The sequence below is a fragment of the Geodermatophilus sp. Leaf369 genome (assembly GCF_001424455.1).
In the GTDB taxonomy this organism is placed as follows: Bacteria; Actinomycetota; Actinomycetes; order Mycobacteriales; family Geodermatophilaceae; genus Klenkia.
Window position 1 is genome coordinate 857,853 of sequence record NZ_LMQA01000002.1, and the last position, 12,894, is coordinate 870,746.

Here is a 12,894-nt window from a genome sequence, read left to right on the forward strand (position 1 = left end):
GAGGATCGGGCCGGTGAAGGGCCTGCTGATCACCGTCCTCGTCCTGCTCGGCCTGCTCGTGGCCGCCGACCGGGTCGGGGTGGTCGTCGCCGAGGACCAGGTGGCCGCCCAGGTCGCCCGGCAGGGCCAGCTGGCCGGCGAGCCCGACGTCGACATCACCGGGTTCCCGTTCCTCACCCAGGCCGTCGAGGGCCGGTACTCCGACGTCCGGCTGGGGTTGACCGCGGCCGACCTGGGCCTGCCCGAGGGCGGCAGCGCCGAGGTGTCCCTGCAGGGCGTCCAGGTGCCGCTGTCCGACGTGGTCGGCGGCGAGGTGTCGGCCATCCCGGTCGAACGGGTCGACGGGCGCGCGTCCCTGACCTACGCCCTGGTCGCCTCCCAGATCGACGGGGACGTCGAGCTGACCCGCGAGGGCGACGGTGTGCGGGTGACCCGCACCGTCGAGGTGCTCGGCCAGTCGATCCGGCTCACCGCAGCCGGGACGGTCGCCCTCGACGGGCAGGACCTCGTCATCGACGTGCAGCAGGCGTCCGGGGCCGGCATCGACGTCCCGGACTTCCTGGTCGACGCCGCGCAGGACCTGCTCGACTTCCGGTACACGATCCCCACGCTGCCCTTCGGCCTGCAGCTCACCGGGCTGGAGACCACCGACACCGGCGTCGACGTCACCGTGGAGGCCACCGACGTCGTCCTGCAGTGACGGGAATCCCCACCAACCCGGTCGTGTTGGGCGGAGCGTGGACGGGACCGGTGCAGTCGTGCTGCTGGTCTCCCTCGTGGTGGCCGGTGTCGCAGCCTGGTGGCTGCGCAGCCGCAGCGGCGCCGTCCGCACGACCGGGGAGGACGACGTGACCACGACGACCGACGTGCTCCGCTCGCTGGGCGTCCGCCCGGAGGACGCCGACCTCACCGTCGTCCAGTTCGCCACCGCGTTCTGCGCACCCTGCCGGGCCACGAAGGCCCGGCTGACCCAGCTGCAGACCACCCACCCGGGCCTGGCCGCCGTCCACGTGGACGCCGAGAGCCAGCTCGAGGCGGTCCGCGCCCTGGACGTCCGGCGCACCCCGACGCTGTTCTACCTCGACCGCGCCGGCACGGTCCTGGGCCGCAGCAGCGGCGCCCCCCGGCCCGACGAGCTGCGCGCCCTGGTGGACGCGCACGCCCCGGCCGCTCCGGCCTCGTGATCACGCCCCGCCCCGGGTGTTGCTACCCTCGCGCCGTGGGCACCCTGCTGACTCGGCGACGCACAGTGGACCTGTGCCGCCTGGGCAGCTGCCTGTGTCGCGCCTCCTGAGGCGCACACCCCGCCTCGACGCGCCCTGACCGCCGTCGGAAGGCCCCACACCGTGACACCCCCGCTGCACCCCCCTGCGTCCGCCACCCGGACGCCGGTGGTCGACGTCCGCGGCCCGCGCTTCGGCGCCTGGGTCACCACCGTCGTGCTCGCCGTCGTGCTGCTGACCGGCAGCGGCTGGCTCCTCGCCGTCCAGGCCGTCGTCTTCGCCGTCGGCGCGTTCGCCGGGCTGCGGTACGCCCCGTACGGCGTGCTCTTCCGCACCCTGGTCGCCCCGCGACTGGGGCCGGTCCGCGAGCGGGAGGCCGAGGCCCCGCCGCGGTTCGCCCAGCTCGTCGGCTTCGGCTTCGCCCTCGTGGGCACCGTCGGCTTCCTCGCCGGCGCCCCCCTCGTCGGGTTCGTCGCCACCGGGCTGGCCCTCGTGGCCGCCCTCCTCAACGCCGCCGTCGGGTTCTGTCTCGGCTGCGAGCTGTACCTGCTCGCCCGTCGCGCGCGCACCGCCTGACCTGCACCGCTCGATCCGCACCCCCCAGACCGCACACACAGGAGGAACACCCATGAGCCGCACCGACGTGCTCGTCAGCACCGACTGGGCCCAGGAGCACCTGGGCGACGCCGGCCTCGTCTTCGTCGAGGTCGACGAGGACACCGCCGCCTACGACGGGGGCCACCTCGAGGGCGCCGTCAAGCTCGACTGGAAGACCGACCTGCAGGACGCCGAGTCCCGTGACTTCGTCGACCGCGAGGGCTTCTCCGCGCTGCTGAGCGCCAAGGGCATCAGCAACGAGGACACCGTCGTCCTCTACGGCGGCAACAACAACTGGTTCGCCGCGTACGCCTACTGGTACTTCAAGGTCTACGGCCACCGCGACGTCAAGCTGGTCGACGGCGGTCGCAAGAAGTGGGAGCTCGACGGCCGTCCGCTCTCCTCGGACGCCGTGAGCCGCCCGGCCACCCAGTACCAGGCCGCCGAGCCCGACACCTCCATCCGTGCCTTCCGCGACGAGGTCGTGGCCGCGATCGACACCAAGAACCTGGTCGACGTGCGCAGCCCCGACGAGTTCGCCGGCAAGCTCGTGGCCCCCGCGCACCTGCCGCAGGAGGGCGCCCAGCGTCCCGGCCACATCCCCTCGGCGGTCAACGTGCCGTGGAGCAAGGCCGCGAACGAGGACGGCACCTTCAAGAGCGACGAGGAGCTCGCGAAGCTCTACGCCGACGCCGGCCTCGACGACGGCAAGTCGACCATCGCCTACTGCCGCATCGGCGAGCGCTCGAGCCACACCTGGTTCGTGCTGCGCGAGCTGCTGGGCCACAGCGACGTGAAGAACTACGACGGCTCGTGGACCGAGTACGGCTCCCTCGTCGGCGTCCCGATCGCCAAGGGCGCCTGACGATGTGCTCCGCGCCGAAGCAGGGCGGCTCCCTGGCAGGGGTCGACCTCACCACCCAGACGGTCATCCAGGGCCAGGTCTGGCACGACGGCAACCCCGTCGCCGGCGCCTACGTCCGGCTGCTGGACTCGACCGACGAGTTCACCGCCGAGGTCGTCACCAGCCCCGAGGGCGAGTTCCGCTTCTTCGCCGCCCCCGGTGACTGGAAGCTCCGCTCGCTGGCCCGCGTCGGCAGGGCCGAGCGGGTGCTGTCGGCCGAGGTCGGCCTGAACGAGACCACCCTCGCGATCGCCTGAAGCACCTCACCTGAGCCCGTCCCCACGTGGTGGGGGCGGGCTCTCGTGCGTCCGGGTCAGAGCCCGAGGAGGTCGGCGAGGACGTCGACCTGGGCGGTGAAGAAGGCATCGGCGTCGGCGACCGAGTTGACGAAGTGGCCGAACAGCTCGAAGCCGACCAGCCCGTAGAGCGAACTCCAGGTGAGCAGGGCCCGAGCGCGGACGGCGTCGTCCAGGGAGGGGTGCTCGCCGCCCAGCACGGTGGCCGCGTCGGCGGTGACCAGGTGCGGTGGCGCCCCCGCCGCGGGAGGCAGCAGGCCGGCCCGGGCGGCGTCGCCCAGCACCCGGCCCAGGACGACGCCCACCCGCACCGCGGCCGGCACCGTGTCCTGCGGGGCGACGTACCCGGGGACCGGCGAGCCGTAGAGCAAGGCGTACTCGTGCGGGTGGGCCACGGCCCAGGTGCGGACGGCGGCGCAGACGGCGTGCCAGCGGGCCCGGGGGGACGCCGCGGGGTCGTCGGCCTCCTCGGCAGCTGCGCCCAGCGCGTCGTAGGACTCGGTGATGAGCCGGGTGAGCAGGTCGTCCCGGCTGGGGAAGTACCGGTAGACCGCCGAGGAGGCCATCCCCAGCTCCCGGGCGACCGCGCGCAGCGACAGCGCGGCGGCGCCGACGGTGCCCAGTTGGCCGCGCGCCGCCTCGAGGATCTCCTCGGTCAACGCGACGCGGGCGCGTTCCCGGGCGTTGCTCACCATGCAGCGGACGTTAGCAGCGATCTGCGACGAGAGCACCGCTCTTGACAAGGGACGTGCAGCGGACCAGGCTCCCCATGCAGCGAGAGCAGTGCTCTCGCACCGAGCTGAGGAGCAGTCGTGGGACGACACGTGATCGTGGGCAAGGGACCGGTCGGGACGGCGACGGCGGAGGCGCTGCTGCGGGCCGGGCACGAGGTGCGGGTGCTCTCCCGCAGCGGCGGGACGTCGACGGCCGACGTCGAGCACGTCGCCGTCGACGCGACCGACGCCGCCGCGATCGCCGCAGCCGCCCGGGGTGCCGACGCGCTCTACAACGCGGTGAACCCGGAGTACCACCGCTGGGCCACCGACTGGCCCCCGCTGGCGGCGGCGTTGCTGGGTGCGGCCGAGCAGACCGGAGCCGTGCTCGTCGCGATGGGCAACCTCTACGTGCACGGCCGCCCGACCGGGCCGATGACCGCGCACAGCCCGCTGGCCGCCACCGACGTGAAGGGCCGGGTGCGCACCCGGGTGTGGACCGACATGGCAGCCGCGCACGAGGCCGGCCGGGTGCGGGTCACCGAGGCGCGGGCGTCGGACTTCGTCGGGCCGACGGTGCCCCCGGCGCACTCGCACCTGGTGCGTCAGCTGGCCGGGCTGCGGGCCGGGAGGCGGGCCTGGGTGGTCGGTGACCCGGACGTGCTGCACAGCTGGGCGTACCTGCCCGACGTCGGTGCCTCGATGGCGGTGCTGGGCACCGACGAGCGGGCCTGGGGACGGCCGTGGATCGTGCCGTCCACCCCGGCCCGCAGCCAGCGGCGGGCGCTCACCGACCTGGCTGCCGCGATGGGCGCACGGCCGGCTCGGGTCTCGGGCATCCCGTGGCCGGTGCTCACCGCGATGGGCCTCGTCGTCCCCCAGATGCGGGAGATCACCGCGATCCGACACCAGTGGGACGCCGACTTCACCGTCGACGGCGCGGAGACCACCACGGTGCTCGGGATCGAGCCGACCCCCTGGGACGAGGTCTGCCGGGTGACGGTCGCGACGGCCCGGGTGGGCGCGGCCTGAGGGCTCGTTACCGTGGCGGGCATGGGTCTGGTCACTGCCTGGGTGCTCGTCGCCCTCACCGTGCTGGCCGCGCTGGCGTGCGCCGCCGGTGCCCTGCGACTCACCCGCCACGAGAGGACGGAACGCCCCCGATGACGAACCCGACCCCGGCCGGGCTGCCCGAGCAGCCCGTCTCCGGTCCCACCGAGCTGCCCGTCGTGGACACCACCGACGTGCGCACCGGCCCCGAGGTGGCCCACGAGCTGCTGTCGGTGCTGCCGCTGCTGGGGGAGTGGCACGGCGAGGGCCAGGCGGCCGGCACGCAGGGCGACCACCGGTTCGGGCAGTGGGTGCGCTTCGCCCACGACGGCCGGGACTTCCTGTCCTACGAGTCCCGCACCTGGCGGATCGCCGAGGACGGCACCGTCGCCGGCCCCGACGTCCGGGAGTCCGGGTTCTGGCGGCCCCGCGGGGACGACGAGGTCGAGCTGCTCGTGGCCCACCCCGAGGGCCTCGTCGAGATCTACGTCGGCACCGCCCGCACCACCACCAGCTGGGAGCTGGCCAGCGACGTGCTGGCCCGCACCCCCGACCACCCCGACGTCACCAAGGCGGCCCGGCTCTACGGCATCGTCGAGGGCGCGCTGATGTACGCCGTCGACCGCGCCGGGGACGACGGCCGGCTGCGCCCGGTGATGTCGGCACGCCTGGAGAGGATCCGATGAACACGACCCCCCGACAGGTCGCCGACGCCTACGTCGACGCCCTCTGCGACCTGGACCCGATCACCGCCACCGCGCTGGGCACCCGCCCCGGTGACGACCGGCTGCCCACGTACTCCCCGGCCGGTCTCGAGGCCGAGGCCCAGCTGGTGCGGGACACCCTCGCCGAGCTGGACCGGGTGCTGGCCGCCGACCCCGCGCTGGCCGACGACCCGGTCGAGTTCCGCTGCGCCCGCCTGCTGCGTGAGCGCTTGGGTGCCGCCCTCGACGTGCACGACGCGGACGAGGGTCTGCGGGACCTGTCCAACCTGTTCTCCCCGGTGCACTCGGTCCGCCAGGTGTTCTCGATGATGCCGCTGGCGAGCACCGAGGACTGGGCCGTGCTGGGCCGCCGGATGGCCCGGGTGCCCGAGGCGTACCGCGGCTACCTCGAGGCCCTCATCGAGGGTGCCTCCCGCGGGCTGTTCGCCGCCCCGCGGCAGGTGGAGACCGTCGTCGGACAGCTGGGCGAGTGGCTGTCCGGGCCGTACTTCGCCGGGCTCGTCGCCGACGGTCCGGCCGAGCTGCGCACCGAGCTGGACGCCGCCGCCGCGGCTGCGGACGGTGCGGTGGCCGACGTGCGCGACTTCCTGCGGGACGTCTACCTGCCGCAGGCCCAGGGCACCCCGGACGCCGTCGGCCGGGAGCGGTACGCCCGCTTCGCCCGCCGGTGGAACGGCAGCGACCTGGGTGCCGGCACCGGCCTGGAGGACGCCTACGCCTGGGGCTGGGCCGAGCACCTGCGGATCCGTGAGGAGCAGCGGGCCGCGGCCGAGCAGGTGCTGCCCGGGTCCACGCCGATGGAGGCGATGCGCTGGCTGGGCGAGCACGGGGAGGCCGTGGAGGGCGTGGAGGCCGTCCGCGAGCGGCTGCAGCAGATGATGGACGAGGCGATGGTCGCCCTGGACGGCACGCACTTCGACATCGCCGAGCCGATCAAGCGGGTCGAGGCGATGATCGCCCCGCCGGGCAGCGCTGCCGCGCCGTACTACAGCCGGCCCTCGCTGGACTTCTCCCGGCCCGGCCGCACCTGGCTCCCCACGCTGGGCAAGGACCGTTTCCCGCTCTGGGACCTGGTCTCGACCTGGTACCACGAGGGCGTCCCCGGCCACCACCTCCAGCTGGCGCAGTGGACGTACGTCGCCAAGGACCTCTCGACCTACCAGACCGCGGTCGGCGGGGTGAGCGCCAACCTCGAGGGCTGGGCCCTCTACGCCGAGCGCCTGATGGACGAGCTCGGCTTCCTCACCGACCCCGGCGCCCGGCTGGGCTACCTGGACGCCCAGCAGATGCGCGCGGTCCGGGTGGTCGTGGACATCGGCATGCACCTGGAGCTGACGATCCCCGACGACGCCGACGGCGCGCTCACCGAGCACCGCGGGCAGCCCTGGACCCCGGAGCTGGCGCGGGCGTTCTTCGGTGAGTACTGCGGCCGGGACGCAGCCTTCCTGGACAGCGAGCTCGTGCGCTACCTGGGCATGCCCGGGCAGGCGATCAGCTACAAGCTGGGGGAGCGGGCCTGGCTCGAGGGCCGGGCCGCCGCGCAGGCCGCCCGCGGGGCCGACTTCGACCTCAAGGCCTGGCACATGGCGGCGCTGTCGCAGGGGTCGCTGGGCCTGGACGACCTGGCCGACGAGCTCAGTCGCCTCTGAGGGCTGAGGCGGCGGTGGCGTCCAGGGCGAGCAGGAACGCGCCCTGGACGACCACCGCCGCGCCGTCCCCACGCCAACGCGTCGTGCGCAGCAGGGCCGCCCCGAGCGCGAGGTAGCCGACGTCGAGACCGGCGTTGACCAGCAGGACCTTCCGCAGGCGGGCCGGGTCGGTGGGCCCGCGGCGGGCCCGGTTGCGGGCGCCCACGCCGGCGATGAGGCCGTCGACCGCGCCCCAGGCGGCGGTCTGCCGGCCGAACCCGCGGGTGCGCGGGTCGACCGACAGCGCTGCTCCGACGACCATCGAGGCCGCCGCCCAGCCGGTGAGCACCTGGGTGAGTCGGGTCTCGACCGTCGATGAGTCCATGCGGGCCATCGTGCCTAGTGTCGAGCCGTGCCGCTGCAGACCGTGGACCTCGACCCGCTCGACGTGCTGCGGGGACGGTGGGCGGCCTGCTCGGCCGTCGTCGCCGCGCTCGGCTTCCCGGGCACCTCGCACGCCCGGGACGGCGCCGCGGGTCGGCTCTGGTGGCACGACGACGGCGGCGGGAACACCGCGCAGCTGGTGCAGCCCGCGCCGGGGTTCGCGGTGCTCAGCGGCTGGGACCACGAGAGTTCCCGCACGGCGTTGACCCGGGCCGGCGACGGCGAGCCGGCCGGGGAGCTGCTGGTCGACGTCCCCGGGTGGTGGGCGGCCGGGGTGCCGCGCGAGGGAGAGGTCGGGTTCGTCTACGGCTGGGACGGCGCCCGGTGGCAGCGCGCGATCTACGACCTGCCCGACGGCTTCGCCGAGCTGCAGCTGCCGGCGGGCAGCGACGCGGCGTTGGTCGGGTTCGTGGACTCCTACCTGGACGGTGTCGCCGACGAGCAGGGCCAGAACTGGCCGACGCCGCGGGCGGCGGTGCAGGCGCTGGGCCGGGCGGGAGCGGGGCTCACCGAGGCCGACCTGGCGGCGGCGCTGGGGCCGCTGGACGCCGACCTGGCCGCAGGGGTGGCGGCCGCACGGGGGTTCTGACCGGCCCTGGACGTGGACAACCCCCGGGCTGCTCCGCGGCGCTGGACCCTGCCCTGGGGCGGGGGAGCGGCTCGCGGGCCGACTGGACTGGGTCGGCGGCCCGGGGGTCGGGTGACTGTCCGGTATTCGCTCGCCGCCATCGGCGGACGGGCGATGCCACGCGCTCAGACCGGGTTGATCCGGTGCCGAGCGGGCGGCCCATCTGGACGGCGGCTAGCGGACAGCCACCTCACGCGTCCTGAACGACATCAATTGTTCGGACCACCTCCTCTCTCGTGTGCAGTCACCGTACGACCGGTTTTCGCACCCGCGCAACACCCTTTTTCAGCTGTCCGTGAACGGCTGGCGGCGGCGCTCGGAGGCCTCGTCGACGGTCTCCCGGGGAGGCGTCTGCTCCACGGCGCGGCCGTGCTCCTGGTAGACGTCGGGGATGCCGTCGCCGTCGTCGTCCCGGGCCTCGGCCTCGGCCAGCCGGCGGTAGACCCGGTCGCGCGGCTTGAGCACCGCGGTGGCCAGCAGCGCCGCCAGCAGCGTGCCGGTGAGCACCCCGACCTTGACGTGCTCGTCGCGCAGCGACCCGGCACCGAAGGCCAGCTCCCCGATCAGCAGCGAGACGGTGAACCCGATGCCGGCCAGCAGCGAGAGGCCGACGACGTCGGGCCAGCGCAGGTCGGTGTCCAGCTCGGCCTTGGTGAACCGGCTGACCAGCCAGGTGGCCCCGGTGATGCCGACGGCCTTGCCGAGCACCAGGCCGGCGATGATCCCGATGGCCACGGAGTCGGTGAGCGAGGCGCCCAGACCCGACAACCCGCCGACGGTCACGCCGGCGGAGAAGAACGCGAAGACCGGGACGGCGATGCCCGCCGAGATCGGCCGGATGCGGTGCTCGAAGTGCTCGGCGAGGCCGGGGCCCTCGCCGGGGGCCTGCCGCACGACCGGGACCGTGAAGGCCAGCAGGACGGCGGCGACCGTGGCGTGCACCCCGGACTCGTGCACCAGGCCCCAGGTGAGGACGGCGAGCGGGATCAACAGCCACCAGTGCCGGATGCGCTTCTGGACCAGGAACCCGAACAGCGCCAGCGGGACGAGCGCCAGGGCGAGCGGCCCGAAGGCCAGCGACGACGTGTAGAAGACCGCGATGATCGTGATGGCCAGCAGGTCGTCGACGATCGCGAGGGTCAGCAGGAAGGTGCGCAGCGCGGCCGGCAGGTGGGTGCTGATCACGGCCAGGACGGCCAGGGCGAAGGCGATGTCGGTCGCGGTGGGGATGGCCCAGCCGGTCAGCCCGTCGTCGCTGCCGAGGTTGATCGCGGTGTAGATGAGCGCCGGGACGGCCATGCCGCCGACGGCCGCGGCGACCGGGAGGGCGGCCTTCTTGGGGTCGCGCAGGTCGCCGGCGACGAACTCGCGCTTGAGCTCCAGGCCGGCGACGAAGAAGAAGACCGCCAGCAGCCCGTCGGCGGCCCACGTGCCGAGGCTGAGGTCCAGGTGGAGCGCGGACGGCCCGACGACGGTGTCGCGCAGCCCCTCGTAGGCCGCGGCCCAGGGGGTGTTGGCCCAGACGAGGGCGATGGCGGCGCCGAGGATCAGCAGGACGCCGCCGACGGTCTCCTTGCGCAGGAGGGCGGCGATCCGGGTGGCTTCGGAGTACGTGCCGCGGGAGAAGAGCCGGGCGGGGGTGGTCACGGGGCGGCTCCGGGTGCAGGGGTCGACTGAGGAGTTGCCGACCAGACTTCCCGGCGCACCGTTCTCGAGGTTACCGGTGTCGGGCGGGCGCGGCGTGGGCATCTCCCCGTCCCGTGACCACTGCATCCACCGCCCCCCGCCACGTCGTCGTCATCGGCGCCGGACCCGGCCTCGGTGCCGGCATCGCCCGCCGCTTCGGCCGGGAGGGCGCCACCGTGACCCTCGTGGCCCGCACCGCCGAGACGCTGTCCCCGATCGCGGCCGACCTGCGAGCGGCCGGGGTGGCCGTCTCCACGGTGACCGCCGACGCCGGTGACCCGACCGCCTTCCGCGCCGCCCTGGAGACCGTCGGCTCCCCGGACGTGGTGGTCTACAACGTCGGCCTCGTGGTCAGCGACGACCTGCTCACCGCGGACGCCGAGCACCTGCAGCACGCGCTGACCGTGGACGTGGTCGGCGCCGTGGTCGCGGCGCAGGTGTTCACCCCGGCGATGCGCGCGGCCGGTGCCGGGACGCTGCTGGTGACCGGCGGCGGACCGGCGCTGTACCCCGATCCGGAGCACGCCTCGCTCACGCTGGGCAAGGCGGCGCTGCGCAACGCGGTGGCCGTGCTGCACGATCAGCTGGCCGAGGACGGCGTGCACGTCGCGAGCGTGACGGTCGTCGGGGTCATCGCCCCGGGCACGGTCCTCGACCCCGACCGGCTCGCCGACGCGTACTGGGAGCTGCACGCCCAGCCCCGCGGGGAGTGGACGGTGGACACGGTGGTGGACGGGCGATGACCGGCGCACCCCCGTTCGTCGGCGGGCCCACGCCGGTCGACGCCGCACCGCGCCTGGCGGACGCCCTGGGGTTGCCCGCCGACCGGCTGCTGGTGAAGCGCGACGACCTGATCGGTCTGGGCGGGGGCGGCAACAAGGTCCGCAAGCTGGAGGTCACGATCGGCGACGCCCTCGAGGCCGGCGCCGACGTCGTCGTCACCACCGGGGCGCCGCAGAGCAACCACGCCCGGCTCACCGCCGCCGCGGCCGCCCGGTGCGGGCTGGGCTGCGTCCTGGTGCTCTCGGGGCACGAGCCCGAGCAGCGGCGGGGGAACCTCCTGCTGGACGACCTCCTCGGTGCCGAGGTCGTGTTCGCCGGGGACGACGACCCCGCAGCCGTCGCCGCCGGACTCGCCCAGCAGCGCCACGCCCACCTCATCCCGTTCGGTGGGACCAGCGCCCGCAGCGCCGAGGCCTACCGGCGGGCCGGGGAGGAGCTGCTGGAGCAGGTGCCGGACGTCGGTCTGGTCGTGGTCGCGGTCGGGTCCGGCGGGACGATGGCGGGCCTCGTGGCGGCGCTGGGCACCTCGCGGGTGCTCGGGGTGGCCACCGGTGCCGTCGTCGACGCCCACGACACGGTGGCGACGCTGCTCGACGAGATGGGGGTCTCCGCTGCGGGTCTGCGGGTCGACGACGGGCAGATCGGGGAGGGCTACGAGCACCTGACCCCGGCGACGCGGGACGCCCTCACCCTCGTGGCCCGGACCGAGGGCGTCCTGCTGGACCCCACGTACACCGGCCGGGCGATGGCGGGCCTCGTCGCCGCGGCGACCGCCGGGTCGCTGCCGCCGGGGCGGGTGGTCTTCCTGCACACCGGGGGGCTGCCCGGGCTGTTCGGGCACCCGCAGCTATGACGGGTGTCAAGCCCGTTCGCGGATCTGTGGACAGGCCTCTGAGCTGGGGATTCAGCTGTTCCGGGGTCTCCTGCTGCGGTAGACTTCGAACACCTGATCGAACAGCTGGGAGGTGTCGTGAGCGAGCTGCGGTCCGCGCTGGACGCCCTGGCTGTCGACGACCTCCATGCACTGCCTGACGGTGCGCTGCTGGAGCGGACGGCCGATCTGGTCGAGTTCGTCAACCGGGCCTCGGCCGAGTTGACCCGCACCGTCCGGCACGCCGACGTGGTCGGTGCTGCTGAGCACGACGGGCTCAGGACGATGCAGTCGCTGCTGCGCGGTCACCACCACTTCTCGAACGGAGCAGCCGCTGCCGTGGTGCGGGCCGGCCGGGCGCTGGAGCACTTTCCACGTCTGGAGGCCGCGTTCGCCGAGGGGGCGGTCACCGCCGCCCAGGTCGGGGTGGTCGCCGACGCGCTGCGGCCGTGTGACATCGCTGCGGCCGCGGAGCAGGACGTCGACCTCGACGCCTTCGACGAGGCGTGGACCGAGGTCGCACGCACACTGCCGCACGCGAAGCTCGCCACCGCGGTGAACGCGTTCCGCAACGCCCTGGACCCCGACGGGCCCGAGCCCGACCCCACCGAGCGGCGGTCGTTGACGCTCAGCCGCCGCGCCGACGGCTCAGGGTCGGGGCGGTTCGACCTGGACCCGGTCGGGTTCGAGAAGGCACTGGCCGCGATCGAGTCCATCGTGCAGGCCGACCGCCCGCTGGGCGATCTGCGCACCCGCGCCCAGCAGAAGGGCGACGCGTTCGTCCAGCTCTGCGACAACGCCCTGGCCCAGGGGGACCTGCCGTTCCTGCGCACGGTCAAGCCGCAGGTCGTCGTCACCATCGACCTCGAGGACCTGGTCGACCCCGCCACCGGTCGCGACACCGCCACCACCGGCTTCGGCGCCACCATCAGCGCGGCCCGGGCCCGCTGGATCGCCTGTGACTCGGCCATCACCCGCATCGTCATGGGCCCCGACGGGCTCCCGCTGGACGTCGGGCGCACCAAGCGGGTCGTCCCACCGCACATCCGCAAGGCCGTCGAAGCCCGGGACGGGCACTGCGTCTTCGCCGGCTGCCACGCCCCCACGCACTGGTGCGACGTCCACCACCTGCTCGAGTGGCTCCGCGACGACGGCGACACCAGCCTCGACAACTCGGCGCTGCTCTGCGAACGCCACCACACGAAGGTCCACCACGGGTTCCGGGTCGAGCGTGACGACGGAGCACCACCCGGGCAACGCTGGCGCACGTTCCGCCCCGACGGCACCGAGATCGTGCTCGACCGCCTGCGCGTCTGACCGTCGTCCCTGCCCGTGTCGGGGTCCGC

15 protein-coding genes are annotated in these 12,894 nt (G+C 74.3%); 12 read left to right on the plus strand and 3 right to left on the minus strand.

Annotation, left to right across the window (positions count from 1 at the left end; genetic code table 11):
• Positions 1 to 13: 13 nt before the first annotated feature.
• The 5 genes from ASG36_RS12945 (at position 14) to ASG36_RS12965 (ending at position 2,981) form a co-directional block, all read left to right on the plus strand.
• Positions 14 to 700 carry a DUF2993 domain-containing protein gene (locus ASG36_RS12945; RefSeq protein WP_055764380.1) on the plus strand — a complete coding sequence of 229 codons (687 nt, stop codon included), beginning with the start codon at positions 14 to 16 and terminating at the stop codon, positions 698 to 700.
• 58 nt (positions 701 to 758) lie between these two features.
• Positions 759 to 1,184 carry a thioredoxin family protein gene (locus ASG36_RS12950; protein WP_235494945.1) on the plus strand — a complete coding sequence of 142 codons (426 nt, stop codon included), beginning with the start codon at positions 759 to 761 and terminating at the stop codon, positions 1,182 to 1,184.
• Between the two features lie 207 nt (positions 1,185 to 1,391).
• Positions 1,392 to 1,799: a DUF4395 domain-containing protein gene (locus tag ASG36_RS12955; protein ID WP_055764382.1), complete on the plus strand. Its 408-nt coding sequence runs from the start codon at positions 1,392 to 1,394 to the stop codon at positions 1,797 to 1,799.
• Positions 1,800 to 1,851: 52 nt separating this feature from the next.
• Positions 1,852 to 2,685 (plus strand): sulfurtransferase, encoded by an 834-nt coding sequence (locus tag ASG36_RS12960; protein WP_055764384.1) that lies wholly within the window; start codon positions 1,852 to 1,854, stop codon positions 2,683 to 2,685.
• A 2-nt stretch (positions 2,686 to 2,687) separates the two neighbouring features.
• Positions 2,688 to 2,981, plus strand: coding sequence for a DUF1416 domain-containing protein (locus tag ASG36_RS12965; protein ID WP_055764385.1), 294 nt, complete (start codon positions 2,688 to 2,690; stop codon positions 2,979 to 2,981).
• Between the two features lie 56 nt (positions 2,982 to 3,037).
• Here ASG36_RS12965 and ASG36_RS12970 read toward each other — a convergent pair whose 3' ends face one another.
• Positions 3,038 to 3,715 carry a TetR/AcrR family transcriptional regulator gene (locus ASG36_RS12970; protein ID WP_055764387.1) on the minus strand — a complete coding sequence of 226 codons (678 nt, stop codon included), beginning with the start codon at positions 3,713 to 3,715 and terminating at the stop codon, positions 3,038 to 3,040.
• A gap of 117 nt (positions 3,716 to 3,832) precedes the next feature.
• Between ASG36_RS12970 and ASG36_RS12975 the strand changes: the two genes are divergently transcribed.
• The 3 genes from ASG36_RS12975 (at position 3,833) to ASG36_RS12985 (ending at position 7,157) form a co-directional block, all read left to right on the plus strand.
• A complete protein-coding gene (locus ASG36_RS12975; protein ID WP_055764389.1) occupies positions 3,833 to 4,765 on the plus strand; it encodes an NAD-dependent epimerase/dehydratase family protein in 933 nt (310 codons plus the stop codon).
• Between the two features lie 131 nt (positions 4,766 to 4,896).
• The gene (locus tag ASG36_RS12980; protein WP_055764391.1) at positions 4,897 to 5,469 is read left to right on the plus strand and encodes an FABP family protein; all 573 of its coding nucleotides are present in this window, start codon (positions 4,897 to 4,899) and stop codon (positions 5,467 to 5,469) included.
• The gene (locus ASG36_RS12985; protein ID WP_055764394.1) at positions 5,466 to 7,157 is read left to right on the plus strand and encodes a DUF885 domain-containing protein; all 1,692 of its coding nucleotides are present in this window, start codon (positions 5,466 to 5,468) and stop codon (positions 7,155 to 7,157) included. Before ASG36_RS12980 ends, ASG36_RS12985 begins: the two co-directional genes overlap by 4 nt.
• Here ASG36_RS12985 and ASG36_RS12990 read toward each other — a convergent pair.
• On the minus strand, positions 7,144 to 7,521 hold the full coding sequence (locus ASG36_RS12990; RefSeq protein ID WP_157498790.1) for a hypothetical protein: 378 nt from the start codon (positions 7,519 to 7,521) through the stop codon (positions 7,144 to 7,146). The genes ASG36_RS12985 and ASG36_RS12990 overlap by 14 nt on opposite strands.
• Before the next feature lie 27 nt (positions 7,522 to 7,548).
• Between ASG36_RS12990 and ASG36_RS12995 the strand changes: the two genes are divergently transcribed.
• Positions 7,549 to 8,169: a hypothetical protein gene (locus ASG36_RS12995; RefSeq protein WP_055764399.1), complete on the plus strand. Its 621-nt coding sequence runs from the start codon at positions 7,549 to 7,551 to the stop codon at positions 8,167 to 8,169.
• Positions 8,170 to 8,493: 324 nt separating this feature from the next.
• On the opposite strand, the gene nhaA is transcribed toward ASG36_RS12995, so the two are convergent.
• On the minus strand, positions 8,494 to 9,855 hold the full coding sequence (nhaA, locus tag ASG36_RS13000; RefSeq protein ID WP_055764401.1) for a Na+/H+ antiporter NhaA: 1,362 nt from the start codon (positions 9,853 to 9,855) through the stop codon (positions 8,494 to 8,496).
• A gap of 113 nt (positions 9,856 to 9,968) precedes the next feature.
• Here nhaA and ASG36_RS13005 point away from each other — a divergent pair, with 113 nt between their 5' ends.
• The 3 genes from ASG36_RS13005 (at position 9,969) to ASG36_RS13015 (ending at position 12,865) form a co-directional block, all read left to right on the plus strand.
• Positions 9,969 to 10,637: an SDR family NAD(P)-dependent oxidoreductase gene (locus tag ASG36_RS13005; RefSeq protein WP_055764403.1), complete on the plus strand. Its 669-nt coding sequence runs from the start codon at positions 9,969 to 9,971 to the stop codon at positions 10,635 to 10,637.
• Positions 10,634 to 11,530, plus strand: coding sequence for a pyridoxal-phosphate dependent enzyme (locus ASG36_RS13010; protein WP_055764405.1), 897 nt, complete (start codon positions 10,634 to 10,636; stop codon positions 11,528 to 11,530). Before ASG36_RS13005 ends, ASG36_RS13010 begins: the two co-directional genes overlap by 4 nt.
• A gap of 117 nt (positions 11,531 to 11,647) precedes the next feature.
• Complete coding sequence (locus ASG36_RS13015) at positions 11,648 to 12,865, plus strand: HNH endonuclease signature motif containing protein (protein WP_055764407.1); 1,218 nt, start codon at positions 11,648 to 11,650, stop codon at positions 12,863 to 12,865.
• Positions 12,866 to 12,894: the final 29 nt, after the last annotated feature.